Origin of the sequence: Streptomyces sp. M2CJ-2, from assembly GCF_016757295.1 — a bacterium.
GTDB lineage: Bacteria > Actinomycetota > Actinomycetes > Streptomycetales > Streptomycetaceae > Streptomyces.
Window position 1 is genome coordinate 50,367 of sequence record NZ_JAESIF010000038.1, and the last position, 16,975, is coordinate 67,341.

17 protein-coding genes and 1 riboswitch are annotated in these 16,975 nt (G+C 71.6%); of the genes, 2 read left to right on the forward strand and 15 right to left on the reverse strand.

The window, feature by feature from the left end; translation table 11 throughout:
* Positions 1 to 26: 26 nt before the first annotated feature.
* Positions 27 to 926 carry a transketolase family protein gene (locus JL475_RS25185; RefSeq protein ID WP_202280206.1) on the forward strand — a complete coding sequence of 300 codons (900 nt, stop codon included), beginning with the start codon at positions 27 to 29 and terminating at the stop codon, positions 924 to 926.
* A 24-nt stretch (positions 927 to 950) separates the two neighbouring features.
* Here the strand turns inward: JL475_RS25185 and JL475_RS25190 are convergent, their stop codons facing one another.
* From JL475_RS25190 to JL475_RS25245, 12 genes are all read right to left on the reverse strand, one after another.
* Positions 951 to 1,310, reverse strand: a complete 360-nt coding sequence (locus JL475_RS25190) for an MmcQ/YjbR family DNA-binding protein (RefSeq protein ID WP_202280207.1) — start codon at positions 1,308 to 1,310, stop codon at positions 951 to 953.
* Between the two features lie 56 nt (positions 1,311 to 1,366).
* Complete coding sequence (locus JL475_RS25195; protein WP_202280208.1) at positions 1,367 to 2,272, reverse strand: LysR family transcriptional regulator; 906 nt, start codon at positions 2,270 to 2,272, stop codon at positions 1,367 to 1,369.
* Between the two features lie 61 nt (positions 2,273 to 2,333).
* Entirely contained in the window at positions 2,334 to 3,533 is a 1,200-nt protein-coding gene (locus JL475_RS25200; protein ID WP_202280209.1) for a glycine C-acetyltransferase, read from the reverse strand.
* 102 nt (positions 3,534 to 3,635) lie between these two features.
* Positions 3,636 to 4,664 carry an L-threonine 3-dehydrogenase gene (tdh, locus tag JL475_RS25205; RefSeq protein ID WP_202280223.1) on the reverse strand — a complete coding sequence of 343 codons (1,029 nt, stop codon included), beginning with the start codon at positions 4,662 to 4,664 and terminating at the stop codon, positions 3,636 to 3,638.
* Between the two features lie 194 nt (positions 4,665 to 4,858).
* On the reverse strand, positions 4,859 to 5,479 hold the full coding sequence (locus JL475_RS25210) for a GAF domain-containing protein (RefSeq protein WP_202280210.1): 621 nt from the start codon (positions 5,477 to 5,479) through the stop codon (positions 4,859 to 4,861).
* Positions 5,480 to 5,539: 60 nt separating this feature from the next.
* Complete coding sequence (locus tag JL475_RS25215) at positions 5,540 to 6,157, reverse strand: ATP/GTP-binding protein (RefSeq protein ID WP_202280211.1); 618 nt, start codon at positions 6,155 to 6,157, stop codon at positions 5,540 to 5,542.
* Entirely contained in the window at positions 6,135 to 6,506 is a 372-nt protein-coding gene (locus JL475_RS25220; protein ID WP_202280224.1) for a DUF742 domain-containing protein, read from the reverse strand. Before JL475_RS25220 ends, JL475_RS25215 begins: the two co-directional genes overlap by 23 nt.
* Positions 6,507 to 6,508: 2 nt before the next feature.
* Positions 6,509 to 6,943, reverse strand: a complete 435-nt coding sequence (locus tag JL475_RS25225) for a roadblock/LC7 domain-containing protein (RefSeq protein ID WP_202280212.1) — start codon at positions 6,941 to 6,943, stop codon at positions 6,509 to 6,511.
* Positions 6,944 to 7,005: 62 nt separating this feature from the next.
* Positions 7,006 to 9,126, reverse strand: a complete 2,121-nt coding sequence (locus JL475_RS25230; protein ID WP_202280213.1) for a sensor histidine kinase KdpD — start codon at positions 9,124 to 9,126, stop codon at positions 7,006 to 7,008.
* Between the two features lie 556 nt (positions 9,127 to 9,682).
* The gene (locus tag JL475_RS25235) at positions 9,683 to 10,918 is read right to left on the reverse strand and encodes an MBL fold metallo-hydrolase (RefSeq protein ID WP_202280214.1); all 1,236 of its coding nucleotides are present in this window, start codon (positions 10,916 to 10,918) and stop codon (positions 9,683 to 9,685) included.
* 193 nt (positions 10,919 to 11,111) lie between these two features.
* Positions 11,112 to 11,897: an SGNH/GDSL hydrolase family protein gene (locus JL475_RS25240; protein ID WP_202280225.1), complete on the reverse strand. Its 786-nt coding sequence runs from the start codon at positions 11,895 to 11,897 to the stop codon at positions 11,112 to 11,114.
* A 235-nt stretch (positions 11,898 to 12,132) separates the two neighbouring features.
* Positions 12,133 to 13,086: a M23 family metallopeptidase gene (locus JL475_RS25245; protein WP_202280215.1), complete on the reverse strand. Its 954-nt coding sequence runs from the start codon at positions 13,084 to 13,086 to the stop codon at positions 12,133 to 12,135.
* A gap of 4 nt (positions 13,087 to 13,090) precedes the next feature.
* A riboswitch (cyclic di-AMP (ydaO/yuaA leader) is annotated at positions 13,091 to 13,253 on the reverse strand.
* A gap of 463 nt (positions 13,254 to 13,716) precedes the next feature.
* Between JL475_RS25245 and JL475_RS25250 the strand changes: the two genes are divergently transcribed.
* Complete coding sequence (locus JL475_RS25250) at positions 13,717 to 14,514, forward strand: tyrosine-protein phosphatase (protein ID WP_202280216.1); 798 nt, start codon at positions 13,717 to 13,719, stop codon at positions 14,512 to 14,514.
* 57 nt (positions 14,515 to 14,571) lie between these two features.
* On the opposite strand, the gene JL475_RS25255 is transcribed toward JL475_RS25250, so the two are convergent.
* The 3 genes from JL475_RS25255 to JL475_RS25265 all read right to left on the reverse strand — a co-directional run bounded on the left by JL475_RS25255 (position 14,572) and on the right by JL475_RS25265 (position 16,839).
* Positions 14,572 to 14,694, reverse strand: coding sequence for a DUF6126 family protein (locus tag JL475_RS25255; RefSeq protein ID WP_202280217.1), 123 nt, complete (start codon positions 14,692 to 14,694; stop codon positions 14,572 to 14,574).
* A complete protein-coding gene (locus tag JL475_RS25260; protein WP_202280218.1) occupies positions 14,691 to 15,314 on the reverse strand; it encodes a helix-turn-helix domain-containing protein in 624 nt (207 codons plus the stop codon). The genes JL475_RS25255 and JL475_RS25260 overlap by 4 nt, the downstream gene beginning before the upstream one ends.
* Before the next feature lie 109 nt (positions 15,315 to 15,423).
* Positions 15,424 to 16,839, reverse strand: coding sequence for an aspartate aminotransferase family protein (locus tag JL475_RS25265; RefSeq protein ID WP_202280219.1), 1,416 nt, complete (start codon positions 16,837 to 16,839; stop codon positions 15,424 to 15,426).
* Positions 16,840 to 16,975 lie beyond the last annotated feature (136 nt).

Below are 16,975 nucleotides of genomic sequence, written 5' to 3' on the forward strand. Positions count from 1 at the left end.
ATGCGGTATGGAAAGGACTGACTTCCGTGGACACCATGCGTGACCGTTTCGCCCCTGTCGTCACCCGGCTGCTCGACGAGGACCCCCGGGTCGCGGTGGTCCTCGCCGAGGTCGGCAAGGACGGCTTCGGCGAGGCACTGCGTCGGCATCCGGACCGGGTCGTCAACGTCGGCATCCGGGAGCAGCTCCTGGTGGGAGCCGCCGCCGGGATGGCGCTCACCGGCCTGCGGCCCGTCGTGCACACGTTCGCCGGCTTCCTCGTCGAGCGGCCCTTCGAGCAGGTCAAGCTGGATCTCGGGCATCAGGGCGCGGGTGCCGTGCTGGTGAGCGCCGCCGCGTCCTTCGACTGGCCGGCCGGCGGTTACACGCACATGGCGCCCGGTGACGTGGCGCTGCTGGACACCCTGGACGGCTGGACCGTGCATGTGCCGGGGCATCCGGACGAGGCCGAGACGCTGCTGCGGCACGCGGTGGCCGCCGGGGACGACAAGGTGTACGTGCGGCTGTCCCTGCAGTCCAACGCGCACCCGCTGCCGGTGGACGGTGAGCGCTTCCGCACCGTCCGCGAGGGCCGCTTGGCGGTGGTGGTCGCCGTGGGGCCCGTCCTGGACGCCGTCCTCGCGGCCACGGAGGGGCTCGACGTCACCGTCCTGTACGCCACCACCGTCCGGCCGTTCGACGCGGCCGCGCTGCGGCGGGCCACCGGGAGCGCCGGGACGGACGTCGTCCTCGTCGAGCCGTACCTGGCGGGCACGTCGACGGCGGCGGCCAACGACGCGTTGGCCGCCGTACCGCACCGGGTGCTGGGGCTGGGCGTGGGGCGACGGGAACTGCGACGGTACGGGCAGCTCGAGGAGCACGTCGCCGCGCACGGTCTCGACGCCGCCTCGCTCCGGGAGCGGATCGCGGGCTTCGTCGCGGGGTGAACCGACGGCAACGCCCGTCGGTGTTCAGCCCATGGACGGCAGCCCCAGCCGGGGATGCGCTTCGAGCAGCCGGGGCGGGGCCGCCTGGCGCCAGGAGTCGGCGAGGATGTCACGCAGTTCGTCCTCGCCGTCGAGGGCGGTGAGGCGGGCCCTGACCCAGGCGAACTGCGCCTCGTGGTCAGCGATCCAGAACTTCTCCGGTTCGGCGAGGGCCAGTTCGTCGCGCTCCTCCTTGGGACAGCGCACGGCGATGGAGGTCTCGTCCTCGGGCAGGGTGGCGAACATCTTCCCCGCGACCCGGAACGTGGGCATGCTCCATGCGATCTTCTCCGTGGTGTCCGGCAGGGACAGGGCGATCCGTCGTACGTCTTCGGCATCCGGCATGTCAGGCACCGTAGCGACTGCCACTGACAATCGGTCACGGGACGGGAGCCGGTCGCCTACGGTGCTCCGGCGGCCTCGCTCAGCGCGTCCAGCACGGGCCGGATCAGCGGGTGCTCCTCGGCTCCCCGGCGTACGGCGGCGAAGACCCGGCGGGTGGGCGCCGCACCGTCGACGGGACGGACGACGACGCCCGTCAGGTCCGTGCCGCGCAGCGCCGAGCGCGGGACCAGGGCGACACCCACGTCCGCCGAGGCCAGCGCCACCACCGCGCGGAAGTCGTCCGAAGTGTGCTCCAGACGGGGCTGGAATCCGGCGTTCTCACAGGCCAGGACGAGTACGTCATGGCAGGGGTTGCCGGGGTAGGGACCGATCCACGGGTCCTTGGCCAGCTCGGCGAGCGGCACCTCGGGCAGGTCGGCCAGCCGGTGGGTGACGGGGACGACCGCGTCGAAGGGTTCCGCGTACAGCGGTACGTGAGTCAGCCGCGGGTCGTCGGCGGACGGCGCTCCCCGGTACTCGACGGCCACGGCGACGTCGATCTGCCGGTCCAGCAGCATCGGCAGGCTGGCGTCGCCCTCGGCGTCCTGGACGTGGATGCGGATACCGGGCGCCGTGGCGGCGAGGCGGACCAGAGCGGGCACGACGACCTGGGCGATCCCGGTCGCGAAGGAGGCGACGGTGAGGGTGCCGGCCGCGCCCGAACTGTAGGCGGCGAGTTCGGCCGCGGCCCGCTCCAGCTGGGCGAGGACCACGTGGGTGTGGTCGAGCAGGATCTCGCCGGCCGGCGTCAGCCGTACCCCCTTGGCGCTGCGCTCCACCAGCCGGTGGCCGGTCTCCTGCTCCAGCGCGGTGAGTTGCTGGGACACGGCCGAGGGGGTCAGATACAGCGCGGCGGCAGCCGCCGTGACCGTGCGGTGGTCGGCCACCGCACGCAGGATGTGGAGCCGCCGTGCCTCGATCATGAGACCGGATTCTCCCAGATCCCCCGGGCCGGACTCCCCCGGACGCCGCCGCGCGCTCCGCTCAGGCGTCGAGCTCCGCCCGCGCCGCCACGAAGGCGTCCACCGCGCGGTTCACGTCCTCGGTGGAGTGGGCCGCGGACAGCTGGACCCTGATCCGGGCCTGCCCCTCGGGCACCACGGGGTAGGAGAAGCCGATCACGTACACACCGCGTTCCAGCAGCAGCTCCGCCAGGCGTCCCGCGCGGGCCGCGTCGCCGATCATCACCGGGGCGATGGGGTGGTCGCCGGGGAGGATGTCGAAGCCCTCGCCGGTCATCCGGCGGCGGAACAGGGCGGTGTTCTCGCCCAGCCGGACCCTCAGGTCGTCCGCGGACTCCAGCAGGTCGAGGACCTTCAGCGAGGCCGCCGCGATCACCGGGGCGAGGGTGTTCGAGAACAGGTACGGACGGGAGCGCTGGCGCAGCAGGGCGACGATCTCCGCGCGGGCCGCGACATAGCCGCCGGAGGCACCGCCGAGCGCCTTGCCGAGGGTGCCGGTGAGGATGTCGACGCGGTCCATGACGCCGTGCAGTTCGGGGGTGCCGCGTCCGCCGGTCCCGACGAAGCCCACGGCGTGCGAGTCGTCGACCATGACCATGGCGTCGTGGCGGTCGGCGAGGTCGCAGATCTCGTCCAGCGGCGCGACATGGCCGTCCATGGAGAAGACGCCGTCGGTGACGATCAGCTTGCGCCGCGCCCCGCCCTCGGCGGCCTCCTTCAACTGGCGCTCCAGGTCCGCCATGTCACGGTTGGCGTAACGGAAGCGGCGGGCCTTGGACAGCCGGATGCCGTCGATGATCGACGCGTGGTTGAGCGCGTCGGAGATCACCGCGTCGTCCGGGCCGAGCAGTGTCTCGAACACGCCGCCGTTGGCGTCGAAGCAGGACGAGTAGAGGATCGTGTCCTCCTGGCCGAGGAACGCCGACAGCCGGGCCTCCAGTTCCTTGTGCACCTCCTGCGTGCCGCAGATGAAGCGCACCGACGCCATGCCGTAGCCCCAGCGGTCGAGGGCCTCGTGGGCGGCGGCGAGCACCTCGGGGTGGTCGGCGAGGCCGAGGTAGTTGTTGGCGCAGAAGTTGAGGACCTCACCGGGCCGGCCGCCCGCGGTGACGTTCACGGTGGCGGACTGCGGGGTGCCGATCACCCGCTCGGGCTTGTGCAGTCCGGCGGCGCGGATCTCGTCGAGGGTGGTGCGGAGGTCGTCGCGCACGGAGTCGAACATGGGAAGGCTCCTGGTGGATGAAGGTGCTCGCGGATGAGGGGATGCCGAGGAAGGTGCCGGACGGGTGCCGGGACGGATGCGCCCGGGACGGGGGTGCCGGGGTCAGGACGTCCAGTCGAGGATGATCTTGCCGCCGCGGCCGCTCGCCGCGTCCTCGAACGCCGCCTCGAAGTCGCGGTGGGAGTACCGGCCGGTGATCACGGGGGCGAGGTCGAGGCCGCCCTCCAGCAGTACCGACATGGCGTACCAGGTCTCGAACATCTCGCGGCCGTAGATGCCCTTGAGGGTGATCATCGAGGTGACGATCCGGGCCCAGTCGACCGGGAACTCCTCGGCCGGCAGGCCCAGCATCGCGATCCGGCCGCCGTGGGTCATGTTGGCGATCATGTCCCGCATCGCCTCGGGGCGGCCGGACATCTCCAGGCCGACGTCGAAGCCCTCGCGCAGGCCGAGGATCTGCTGCCCGTCGGCGATGGCCGACTCCCCCACGTTCAGCGCCAGGCTCACGCCGATCTTGCGGGCGAGTTCCAGACGCTCCTCGCTGACGTCGGTGATCATGACATGGCGGGCTCCGGCGTGCCGGGCCACGGCGGCGGCCATCAGGCCGATCGGTCCGGCGCCGGTGATCAGGACGTCCTCCCCGACGAGCGGGAAGGACAGGGCGGTGTGCACGGCGTTGCCGAACGGGTCGAAGATCGCGGCGACATCGAGGTCGACGGGCACGCGGTGCACCCAGACGTTGGTCGCGGGCAGCGCGACGTACTCGGCGAACGCGCCGTCGCGGCCGACGCCGAGCCCGATGGTGGCGCGGCACAGGTGCCGTCGTCCGGCCAGGCAGTTGCGGCACTTGCCGCACACGAGGTGGCCCTCGCCGCTGACCCGGTCACCGGTCCTGATCTCGTCGACGTCCCGGCCCGTCTCGACGACCTCGCCGACGAATTCGTGCCCGAGGACCAGCGGAGTACTGATCGTCTGCCGGGCCCAGCCGTCCCAGGACCGGATGTGCAGGTCGGTGCCGCAGATACCGGTGCGCAGCACCTTGATCAGCACGTCACCGGGCCCGATGGCCGGCTCCGGAACGTCCGCGAGCCACAGCCCGGGTTCGGCCTTCTCCTTGACGAGCGCCTTCAACGCCACGGCTCCTGAGGGTGAGTCCCGGCTCCCGGGCATGCCGGAGCAGCCCAGGCCGGGAAGCGGAGTGGATTCGCACTGCAATCTGCCGTACGCCACCCTCACCGGTCCATCGAGGATTTCTTAAGCGTGGCCACAGCTTTCCTTCACGCCGTCACCCCATCGGCCCCATCCTCACCACCAGGTCAGCGGGTTCACCACGACAGCCCGTCGGTCTCTCCGTGTTCGAGATGTGCGGGGTTCTCGGGATTCTCGAGGTTCTGGAGGTTCTCGAGCCGTACGACGAGGTCCGCGGCCCGCTCCTTGATGGCGGTGAGCCCCGCCTGCCCCCAGGCCCGCGGCTGGATGTCGGAGACCGACACGGTGCCCAGCACCATGCCGGTGCTGTCGATGAGCGGGGCGCCCAGGTAGGAGCGCACCCCGAACTCGTCCACGACCGGATTGCCCGCGAACCGCGGATAGTCGCTCACGTCCCCCAGGGCCAGTGCCTTGCGCCGGGCCACCACATGGGGGCAGAAGCCGTGGTCGCGGGGCAGTGCCCGGCCCAGCAGGGCGCCGGTGCCGTCGCCGCGGACGACGGGCGCGACCGCCGGGGTGTGCAGACCGGCGAAGAACTGCCCGTCCTCCCCCAGGAAGTTGACCATGGCGTACGCCGCCCCGGTGAGCTCGAAGAGGCCGTACGCGAAGGCGTCGAGCGCGGGCTCGGGGTGCTCGCCCAGACCCAGCCGGCGCAGCCGCCGGGTGCGGGCCGGGGCCTCCTTGTCCTCGGGGGTGAGCAGCAGACGACCGGCCGGGCGGGGCGGGTCGTAGCTCATGGGCGGGCTCCCTGGGTGTGGGCAAAACACATATACGGGCTCCGTGACGGTGTGCGGGGATCACATGTGGGCGCCATACCCCGTGGCGGGGGCCGGGGCGTGGGCGATGAGGTGGCATACCAGGGTCAGCAGGGTCTGGACGCCCGAGCTGGAGATCCGGGCGTCGCAGCGCACGACGGGGATCTCGTCGGTCAGGTCCAGGGCGGCGCGCACCTCCTGGGGGTCGTAGCGGAAGGCGCCGTCGAACTCGTTGACGGCGATGACGAAACGGAGGCCGCGCTGCTCGAAGAAGTCGACGGCGGCGAAGCACTCCTCCAGGCGCCGGGTGTCGGCGATGACGACCGCGCCGAGGGCGCCCTCGCAGAGCTCGTCCCACATGAACCAGAACCGCTCCTGGCCCGGTGTGCCGAACAGGTACAGCACATGCTCCGGGTCCAGGGTGATGCGGCCGAAGTCCATCGCCACGGTCGTCTCGACCTTGTTCTCGATCCCATCCAGCCGGTCGGTGGCGGCACTGACCGTGGTGAGCAGTTCCTCCGTGCTGAGCGGCGCGATCTCGCTGACCGCGCCGACGAAGGTGGTCTTGCCCACGCCGAACCCGCCCGCCACGAGGATCTTGAGCGCGGTGGGGAACGGGTCGGTGCCGGCGCCGCGGTCAGAGCTGTCGTCGTAGTCCATCGAGCACTGCCTCCAGAAGGGCCCGGTCCGTCGGGTTGTGGTCGGACACGGGAGGCTTGGTGGTGAGCCCTCCGCAGTCGACGAGGTCCGCCAGCAGTACCTTGGTGACGGCCACCGGCAGCTTGAGATGGGCGGCGACCTCGGCGACCGGGAGGGGCGCGCGGCACAGGTCGAGCGCCTGCGCGTGCTCGGGGCCGAGGTAGCCGAAAGGGGTGGCCCCGGTGACCATCACCTGTGACATCAGGTCGAGTTCGACGGTGGGGCGGGTACGGCCGTCGCTGACGGTGAAGGGGCGCACCAGCCGCCCGGCCGCGTCGTCCAGCCAGGGGCCGTCGCCCGCCGCCGCCACGTTCAAGGCCTCATCACCGGGGGTTCGACGGCGGGCTGCCGGGGAGCGGTCATCAGATACGGCCGGACGCTCTTGACCAGCATCGCCATCTCGTAGCCGAGCACCGCCGCGTCGGCCTCGCGGCCGGCCAGCACGGCGAGGCAGGTGCCGGAACCGGCGGTGGAGACGAACAGCAGGGTCGAGTCGAGTTCGACGACGACCTGGCGGACGTCGCCGCCGTCGCCGAAGCGGATGCCGGCGCTGCGGCCGAGCGAGTAGAGGCCGGAGGCCAGGGCGGCCATGTGGTCGGCGCTGTCCGCGTCGAGTCCGTGCACGGACTTCACCAGCCCGTCGCAGGAGAGCAGCACGGCACTCGACGTGTGCGGTACCCGTTGCACGAGGCCGCTCATCAGCCAGTCGAGATCGGACACGTGGGCGGTCGGCGCATCGCTCGCCATGGTGGATCGACTCCTTGGGGTACGAAGGTCTGCGGGAGCGCTGGGGGTGGGTGCGGGCATGCTCATCCGGCGGGTGCGCTCCCGTCGTCCCGGGCGGTGTGGTCGGTGCGGGGCGCGGGCACCCCGTCATGGGCACCGCGCGTTTCCCGGGACACCGCGGGCACGTGGTGTGCCTCCACGGTGTGGGACTCCATGGTGTGAGGCTCCATGGCACGGGTCTGCGTGGTGTGGAGCGGGTCCATGGGGTGGGCATCCATGGGCCGTGACGGCAGCCTGGGCAGCATGGACACGGAGGCCGTGGGGTCGCCCACCGCGTGCTCACCGGTGTTGTCGTCGCGCCCCATGTGGCCGGCGTCCGTGGGCTGTTGGGTTTCGGCGAGGCTGACGCCCCGTTGGAAGGCCGCCATCAGGTGGGGATCGTGACCGGCGACGTGTTCGGTCTCCTGACGCGGCGTGGGGCCGTCGCGGAGTTGGGGCACGAGGTGCTCCTGGGCGCGGCGGCGGGGCAGTCGGGGTTTGTCCATGGTGCCGCGCACCGTGCCGTCGCGCGGGGCGAGGGGGGCGGCCCCCGCCCCGTTCTCCGCGAGGGTCCGCCGGGCGTCGGGATTGACGCCGGGCGTCGCCTCGGCCGGATCGGGCCGTACCGCGCGGGTACCGCGCAGCGGCAAGGGGGGCGCCACCCCGTCGGGGGGCGGCGGGGCCGGAACGGTGGCCTGGTCGCGGCGGTGCGACCGCGGTCCCGCGGCATGCGGCACCGGGGTGCGGGATGCCCCGGGCCCCTGCAGTGGTCCGGGTCCGGAGCCCGTCTGCGGATCGGGCAGCGGGCCGGTCCCGTACCCGGCGGGCCCGGACAGCGGGACACCTCCGGGCGCGGGCACGGGGTGCCCGGGCCGGGGCGTCGGCCCGCTGCCGTACTCCGCGCCCGGCACCGCGCCGATCTCTCGCGGCCGGCCCGTGCCCTGCCCCGCGCCCCACGGCTCCGCGCCCAGCAGTGACTGCGGCACGACGAGCACGGCCTGCACTCCGCCGTAGATGTTGCTCTGCAGCCGGACACGGATGCCGTGCCGCTTCGCGAGCTGCGAGACCACGAACAGACCGATGCGTCCGTCGGCCAGCAGGCCAGCCACATTGACCTGGTCCGGGTCGGCGAGCAGGGCGTTCATCCGCTCCTGCTCGCCCATGGGCATGCCGAGTCCGCGGTCCTCGACCTCGACGGCGAGCCCGGAGGTGACGAGGCCGGCGCGGAGCAGCACCTGGGTGTGCGGGGCGGAGTACAGCGTGGCGTTCTCGACGAGTTCGGCCAGCAGGTGGATGACGTCGGCGACGGCGTGCCCGCGCAGGGTGCCGTCGATCGGCGGGACGAGTTTGACCCGCGAGTACTGCTCGACCTCGGCGATGGCCGAGCGCAGCACCTCGCTCATGGAGACGGGGTTGCTCCACTGCCGCCGGGAGACGGCCCCGCCGAGCACGGCGAGGTTCTCGGCGTGGCGGCGGATGCGGGTGGCGAGATGGTCGACGTGGAAGAGGCCCTTGAGCAGGTCGGGGTCCTCGATCTCGTTCTCCATCTCGTCGAGGAGGGAGATCTCGCGGTGCACCAGGGACTGCAGGCGCCGGGCCAGGTTGACGAACACCTCGAGTTTCTGTTCGCTGCCCGCCTGACTGGAGAGCTGGGACGCCTGCACGACGGCGGTGACGGCACCGTCGTGTGCCCGGGACAGGTCGGCGGCGAGCAGGTCGAAGTCGTCGGCGTCCTCCGGTGCCCTGTCGCGCTGCCCCCGGGGCGGCGGGCCCTCCCCCCGGCGCAGGGCGTCCACCAGGCCGCCCAGGTCGGCCTCGCGCCGGGCCGTGCTCCGGCGCAGGCTCTCCACCCTCTCGTGCACGGAGCGGGCGGCGCGGTCCGCGGCCACGGCGGCGATGACGATGCCGGCGAGGGCCACCGACCCCGCGCCGCCGAGCACGACCCACAGCGCGGCGCCGGGCCGCACCCCGGTGGAGCGGACCGTGAACAACACGGCCGCGCAGGCGCTGAGGGCGACCGCGACGGGCGGCAGCACGGCGAGCCGCAGCAGCTGGGGCCGTATCTGTGTCTCGGGGGGCGTGAGGGCGGGCCGGGAGGGCGGACGCCCGTGCCGTCCGCCCTCCCGCCGGTCCGTGCGGGAGGCCGGAGCGCGGGAGCCCGGCATCGGTGTCCTCGAACTGGTACTGGTCCGTCGGTTCCGGGTGCCGGTCGCGCCCGAGACGCCGACCGGGCCCGGCCGACGGGACTCCTCGCCCCGTCGGCTCCCTCGTCCGCCTTCTGCCTGCACGTACCGGTCCCCGCTCCCTGATCCGATCTGGTGGACATGGCCCCGGGGCGCGATGCGCCCGACCGACACTCACCGTAGTCGCCACCGCATCACGTGCGGTGGTCAGTTGACAAACTTGCCCGGACAGCGTCCCGCTCTGGTATGAGGCTTCGTACGACAGACCGATAAACCCGTCAGGGAGTCACTTCGAAACGGTCACAGCTCGATCCGACCTGGTCAGAAGTGGTCACGGGCACATGCCGAGGGCCGGGGAACTCATGGCTCCCCGGCCCTCACCCTTCCGGCGTCCACCCATCAGGACCGCCGCGGCGGCCGCGGTCCCTCCGTCACGGCGACCCCCAGGGCTCCTTCAGCCCGAGGAGGGTTCACAGAATTCTCACTCTCCGTAGCAGCACAGGCCATGGCTCCTGGGCTCCTGAGCTTCTGACCCAGGTCATTCCTCTCCCACCAGGTCCAGGTCCTCGGGGGAGGAAGCGGAGGGACCCGTGAGGGGGTCGGGCAGCGGCCACTTGTGGTTCGGGACGTGTCCCACCTCCCGCCACCACGTCTTGGTCGGCAGCTCTCCCGCGGGCTCGAAGGGCAGGCCCGGCACGGGGAAGGCGGCGGGCTGACCGACCGCGTCGGCGGCCGCCATCGTCCACTCTCCGGGCTCCGCCCAGGGATGCGGGGCCAGGTTGAAGGTGCCCCAGTGGATCGGCAGGAAGACACCGTCCGGACGGCCTCTCTGCAGGTCCAGATGGGCCTGGACGCCCTCGGCCGGGTTCATGTGGATCTCGGGCCAGGAACCAGGCCCCGGGATCGGGTCCGGCCTGCCCTTGGGCCAGAAGTCCGAGTACGCGCCGATCTGGATCATCGTCGCGTCGAACGGGCCGTGGTCGGCGCCGATGTCCTCGAAACCGTCGAAGTAGCCGGTGTCGCCGCTGTGGTACACGCGGTGCTCCGCGCCTGCCACGACCCAGGAGGCCCACAGGGTGTGCTGCGTGTTGCGCAGTCCCCGGCCGCAGAAATGGCGGGCCGGGGTGGCCGTGAGAGTGAGCCCGCCGACCCTCGTCGCCTCGTGCCAGTCCAGTTCGCGCAGCCGGTCGGCGGACACGCCCCAGTGCTCCAGATGGGCACCCACCCCGAGCGGCACGGCGAACAGCGTGTCCGTGCCGGCCAGCGCCTTGATGGTGGGCAGGTCCAGGTGGTCGTAGTGGTCGTGCGAGATCACCACGACGTCGACCGGGCCGAGCGCGGCCAGCGGCAGGGGCACCGGGTGCAGCCGCCGGGGTCCGACGAAGGGGAACGGGGAGCAGCGCTCGCCCCACACGGGGTCGAACAGGACCCGCTGACCGTCGATCTCCGTGAGGACGCTGGAGTGGCCCATCCAGGTGAGACGCAGCCCGGTGACCGGCGGGCGGGCCAGATCGGCGAGGGTGGTGGAGTGCACCGGCACGGTGCCGCGCGGCGCGCGGTTGTACCGGGTCTCCTTGTCGAAGTAGGTCTTCACCAGGTCTCGGGCCGAGCCCTCGGACCGGGGCCGGGTGGGGCCCCCGGGGTTCTGGAACACCCCGTCCCGGTAGTGCGGGGATCTGCGGATGCGCGCCATGCGCTCTCCGCTCGGGTCCGCGCCGAAGGCCGCGGACCGTAGCGCACGGATCCCGGAGCTCTGGGAACGGAAACCGGCCACGATGCCTCCCAGCGGAGTCGGTCAGACATCCCATTATGTGCGGACGGCCCGGTACCGCCGTGGCGGACGGGGCAGAACCGGCCGCCCGGGGCGACGTGCCCTGGGGGCTCCGGCTCCTCACGGGGGCGGGGTGCGGGCGTCTGCTCCCGCACCCCGCCCCCGGGCCCGGCGGCCGCCTCCGTCCCCGCCGGCGTTACGCCACTGAGGCGATCCTCACCTTGATGTCGTCCGGGGACAGCGTCCCCTTTGCCGTCACGTGGTCCCCCGAGGACTCCCCGCGCAACCGGCGCCCTATCCACGGCACCAGGTACTCGCGCGCCCAGTGGACGTCGTCCCGCCGGACGTCGAGGCTGCCGCGCGGCGGCAGCGGGGGCCAGGGCTGCTCCGGGTCGGCCGGGACGTCCAGGCCGAGGGTCTGGCCCGCGCGGAGCGCCACGCGCGTGTGCCCCTCGGGCGACAGGTGGAGCCGGTCGGCGTCCCAGGCCCTGCGGTCCTGGACGCTCTTCAGGGACCACAGGTCGAGCACCGGGCAGCCGTACCGGTCGGCGACGGCCCGCACATGCCCGTTGTAGGTGGCGATCTTGCCGCGCAGATGCTTGAGCAGGGGCACGCCCCGGGTGTCGAACCCCGTGGTCACCAGGACCGTGCCGGAGACCGCCGTGAGCGCGGCCACAGCCCGCTCGAAACGCTCGGCCACCTCGTCGGGGTCGGTGCCGGGGCGGAGGATGTCGTTGCCGCCCGCACAGAAGGAGACCAGTGCGGGAGCCAGTTCGACGGCCCGCGGAACCTGGTCGGCCATGATCTGGTCGAGCAGTTTTCCGCGCACCGCGAGATTCGTGTACCGGAAGTCGCCTTCGGGGCGAAGGTCGGCGAGAAGTACGGCGAACCGGTCGGCCCAGCCGACGAACGCCCCGTCCGGGCCGGGGTCGCCGACGCCCTCGGTGAAGCTGTCCCCCACCGCCACGTACGACCCGATCACTGATGTGCTGTCACTCTTCGAATCGTCTGCCACGAGGGGACATGATTCCCTTTCGAATGTGACCTACGCGACCGTAGGAAGGGGTTGACGCGCGGTGAGATAAGCCACTCCCGAAGCATTGCCCCATTCCGGAACAGTCCTGTCGGCGAGAACGTTGAGGGCGAAACACGGCGAAGGCCGGACCCCGGGATCGGGGTCCGGCCTTCGCCGTGCGTCAGGCGGGTCGTCGCGGGGGTCAGGCGATGGAGATGCCCTTCGCACCGAGGTAGGCGACCGGGTCCACGTCCGAGCCGTAGTTCGGCGTGGTGCGGATCTCGAAGTGCAGGTGCGGGCCGGTCGAGTTGCCGGTGGACCCCGAGAGGCCGACCTGCTGGCCGCCGCTCACGGTCTGGCCGGCCGAGACGGACAGCGAGGACAGGTGGGCGTACTGGGCGTAGTGGCCGTCCTCGAGCTTGATGACGACCTGGTTGCCGTACGCACCGGCCCAGCCCGCGGAGACGACGGTGCCCGGGCCGACGGCCTTCAGGGAGGTACCGGTCGGAATGGCGAAGTCGACACCGGTGTGGTAGCCGCTGGACCACATGCTGCCGGCCACCTTGTAGGCGGTGCCGAGGCCGCCACCGGGCACCGGCGAGCTGTAAGCGGAGGTGTTCGCGGCCCGGTTCGCGGTCGTGGCGCCGGAGGAGGCCTTCGGCGCGGACTGCTCGGACTGCTTCGGCGCGGAGGACGGAGCGGACGAAGAGGGCAGACCCAGGGAACCGGAAGGACCGGAAGAGGCCGACTTCTTCGGCGTGCTCGTCGCGGCCTCGCCGTCGACGGAGAGCTTCAGACCGGGGTGGATGAGCGACGGGTCGTCACCCACGGCCTCCCGGTTGTCGGCGTAGAGCTGCTTCCAGCCGCCGTCTATGTTCTCGGACTCGGCGATCTTCGCCAGGTAGTCGCCGCCCTTCACGATGTACGTGCGGGCGACGCCGTCCTTGCCGCTGTCGGCCTTCTTGCCGTCGGCCTTCTTGTCGGCGACGGAGAACGACTGGACTGCCTTCTCCGGGGCCGCCTGCGCAGGGGCGGCGTTCGCTCCGGTGGCGCCGAGAAGCGGCAGGGCGAGCGCGACGCCACCGGTGCCGGCGACGGCGATGGAACGGGTGAAACGCAGAGCGCGGGGACGGCGGTGCTTACCCTTTGCGGGCATGACGAATTCCTCTCCGGCGCCTACGAGGTGAGCTGTCGGGTTCGGACTGGAGATGCCCGGCCGCGTCGAGACGCGACTTAACCCCGAGCCTGTTCCGGAGACCGGAACAGGCGGTGGTACCTGTGGGTCCCCCGCTCCTGCCGTACACGGGTCAGTGTGTGCGGGCTCCGGGCGGCGGCAGGATTAGGCGTCCGTCCGGATCGATGGCGAACGTAGGCGACCACGCCACAAAGGGACAAGCGCGATGTTCCGAGCGAAGGCCCTTTTCTGTGCCCCATTGACCTGAATTCCGTCACACAGAGTCGCCCCGGATTTCCCGCACCCCCCGAATTCCCTTGCGAAACACCGGAATTACGTGAACATGGCGACAACGCATCGTCACCGATATGACGATGCTCACCACACCCTCCCCATATCCCCTTCCATCGGGGCACGTTGTGTCGAATGGAACTAAACGGACAGAACGCCTTCAATTACCCGATCGGGGGCGCTCCGCTCCGGCCGGACGGCGGGCCCGGAACGCCCGTGCCGACCGATCCGCGGACAACTCATTGCCCCCGACAGGCATGTCGTATCGTCGAGTGACACCCGTCGGCGCCTCCCCGCCGACGGCGAGAGGGAGGGGCCCCTGTGACGCAGCACATCCCGTCGACCGAACCCGAGCTGACCGGAGTGCGGAACTTCCGAGACGTGGGCGGACTGCCGACCGTGGACGGCCGCCGGGTACGGCACGGCGTGCTGTTCCGCAGCGGTCATCTCGCCCACGCCACCGCGTCGGACGCCGACTTCCTGTCCTCCCTGGGACTGCGCACCGTCTTCGACTTCCGCAACGCGGCCGACCAGAAGCTGGACGGCCACGACATCGAACTGCCCGGCGTGCGCCATGTGAACCTGCCGCTGAGCGACCCGGCCGACGGCGCCCGGTTCTGGAGGATGGTCCGCGACGGCGACCTGGACCAGCTGCGCTCGATCCTCGCCGACGGCAAGGGGGCGGGCCGGATGATCGCCTCGTACCGCGCGATCGTCAGGGAACGCACCGCCGAGCACTCCCAGGTGCTGCGCTCGCTCACCGAGGAAGGCGCCCCCGCGCTGATGCACTGCGCGGCGGGCAAGGACCGCGCGGGCCTGTCGGTGGCGGTGACGCTGCTCGCCCTGGGCGTGGAGCGGGACGCGATCTTCGACGACTACCTCAAGTCCAGCGCCAAGCACCGCCGCTACAAGGTGCGTCGCAGCGGCAGCTCCGCCTCGGCCTACTCCCCCGAGGTCATGGAGCTGCTCGACCCCCTGTTCGACGCCCGCGCCGAATATCTGTCCGCCGCCCTGGAGACCATCGAGGAGACCTGGGGCGGCGTGGACCCCTACCTCGAGACGGCGCTCGGGCTCACCCCCGAAAGCCGGGAGCGACTGCGCGAGCGCCTGCTCGACTGAGGGACCACCCGTCCGGGCAGTGCCTCACGGGGGCACCGCCCGGACGGGCTCCGAGGGCTACTGCTTCGCGCCCAGCGCGAACAGCAGATAGATGAAGGCCGCGAAGAGGTGCCCCACCACGACGTAGACGAACAGCCTCACCCACAGGGCGCGAGGGAACTTCTCCTCCAGGTCTTTCATGACACATCTCCATGGGTGGGGCCCAGGCACAGGGCGGCCGTGGGGCTCTGCAACAGGGTATGCACGAAGAGCAGCTCGACCCCGTCGGGGTCCTGAGCGGCGATACGGTGCGGGGTCAGCGAGTCGAAGTGCGCGCTGTCGCCCGGGGCCAGCCGGTGCAGCGCGTCCCCGAGGCGCAGCAGCAGCCGCCCCTTGAGGACGTACAGCCATTCCTCCCCCGGGTGGACCCGCACGATGCCGCTCTGGGAGCCGTGGGGAACCTCGACCCGCAGGGCCTGCATCCCGCGCCCGGGGGAGCCGGCCTGCCGGTACGTCCAGCCGCCCGCGACGGTCGGCTCCGTCTCAGCGGCGCGCAGCACCGTGTCATGGTCGGCGATCGTCTCACCGAGCAGTTCCGAGACGGTCGTACCGTAGATACGGGCCAGGGAGAGCAGCATGGGCAGCGAGGGCTGGCGCTGCCCGGTCTCCAGCCGGGAGAGATGGGCGGGCGACAGCCCCGCGTCGCGTGCCGCGGCCTCCAGGGTCAGACCTGCCCGGCGGCGCAGTGCGCGCAGGTGCGGCGCGACCGCGGGAAGCGCGGCGGCCGGTTCGGCCGACGGCTCGCTCTCGGGGGTGCTCATGACCTCATTCAGCAGCATTATTGCCCGTGGGGCAAATTTCTTGCCTCACGGGCAAAAAGGGGCGGGTGTCACGACCCGGCAGGCAGCACGGCCGGACGGGGCCAGTGTCTCACCGGCCGGCGACCGCCTGCTTCATCAGGGTCCTGCCGAACTCCCACACCAGACCGCCGTCGTGGGCGTCGTCCATCACCGCCGTGAAGGCGCCCACGAACCGGTCCACGTCCCGCTCGTCGATGATCAGCGGCGGGATCAGTTTGATCACCTCCATGTGGTCGCCGGAGACCTGGGTGAGGATCCTGTGCCGCCGCAGCAGCGGCACGACCACCATCTGTGCGAAGAGCCCCTTGCGCGCGGCCTGCAGCGCGGCCCAGCGGCCGCGCAGCTTGAGCGACCGCGGCCGGCCGAACTCGATGCCGATCATCAGGCCCCGGCCGCGGACCTCGGCCAGCAGCTCGTACTTCTCGGTCAGTGCCGCGAGCCGGGACCGCAGCAGCTCTCCGGTGGCCCGGGCGTGCGCGACGATGTGCTCGTTCTCCATGACCGACAGGACCGCGAGGCCCGCGGCCATCGCCTGGGCGTTGGCCCCGAAGCTGGCCGAGTGGACCAGCACCCGGTCCATCGACGAGTAGACCTTGCGGAAGATCCATTCCTTGCCGAGCGTGGCCCCCACCGGCACATAGCCGCCGGAGAGCGCCTTGGCCACGCACACCAGGTCCGGCTCGACTCCCTCCTCGTGCTGGTAGGCGTAGAAGTCGCCGGTCCGCCCGAGTCCGGTCTGCACCTCGTCGGCGATCAGCAGCGCCTTGCGCCGGTGCAGCAGTTCCTGCGCGGCGCGCAGATAGCCGGGCGGAGCCTCGTGCACTCCCTTGCCCTGGATCGGCTCCACGATGAGGGCGGCGACATCGCCCTCGGCCAGCTCCCGCTCCAGCGCGTCCAGGTCGCCGAGCGGTACCGCCGTGTCGGGCAGCAGCGGGGCGAAGCCGTCGCGGAAGCCGGACTCGCCGTTGACGGACAGGGAGCCGGTGGTCAGTCCGTGGAAGGCGTGCTCGCAGTACAGGACGCGCGGTCTGCCGGTCACGTAGCGGGCGAACTTCAGCGCGCCCTCGACCGCCTCCGTCCCGCTGTTGCCGAAGAACACTCGGTCCAGGTGCGGGCTGTGCGCGAGCAACCGCTCGGCCAGCAGACCGGGCAGCGGCTGGCAGTCGAAGCGGGTGAGGTCGGCGAGCGACGCGTCGAGGACGTCGTGCAGCGCCTTGCGGACCACGGGGTGGTGGCGCCCCAGGCCCATCACCCCGAATCCGGCGAGCATGTCCAGGTGGTCGTTGCCGTCCGCGTCCCAGAAATGGGCTCCCTCGGCTCGTTCGTAGACCTTGTCGAAGCCGATGGTGTGCAGCATGCGCGGGAGCTGGTGGTTGAGGTACCGGGTGTGCAACTCGTAGCGCTCGGCTCCCCGTTCGGCCAGCAGCGCACCGAGGTCGAACTCCCCGGCCCGCGACGGCTTCGACGCGGACTCCGCGATGGTCATTGCGGTGACTCCTGTCGGTCCTGTGTTGTTCAGCTCACGGTGACGGCCGGTTCTCCCGACACGATGCCGTCCTTCTCCATCTGCTCGGCGATCTTCAGGGCCTCCTCGATCAGCGTCTCCACGATCTTCGACTCCG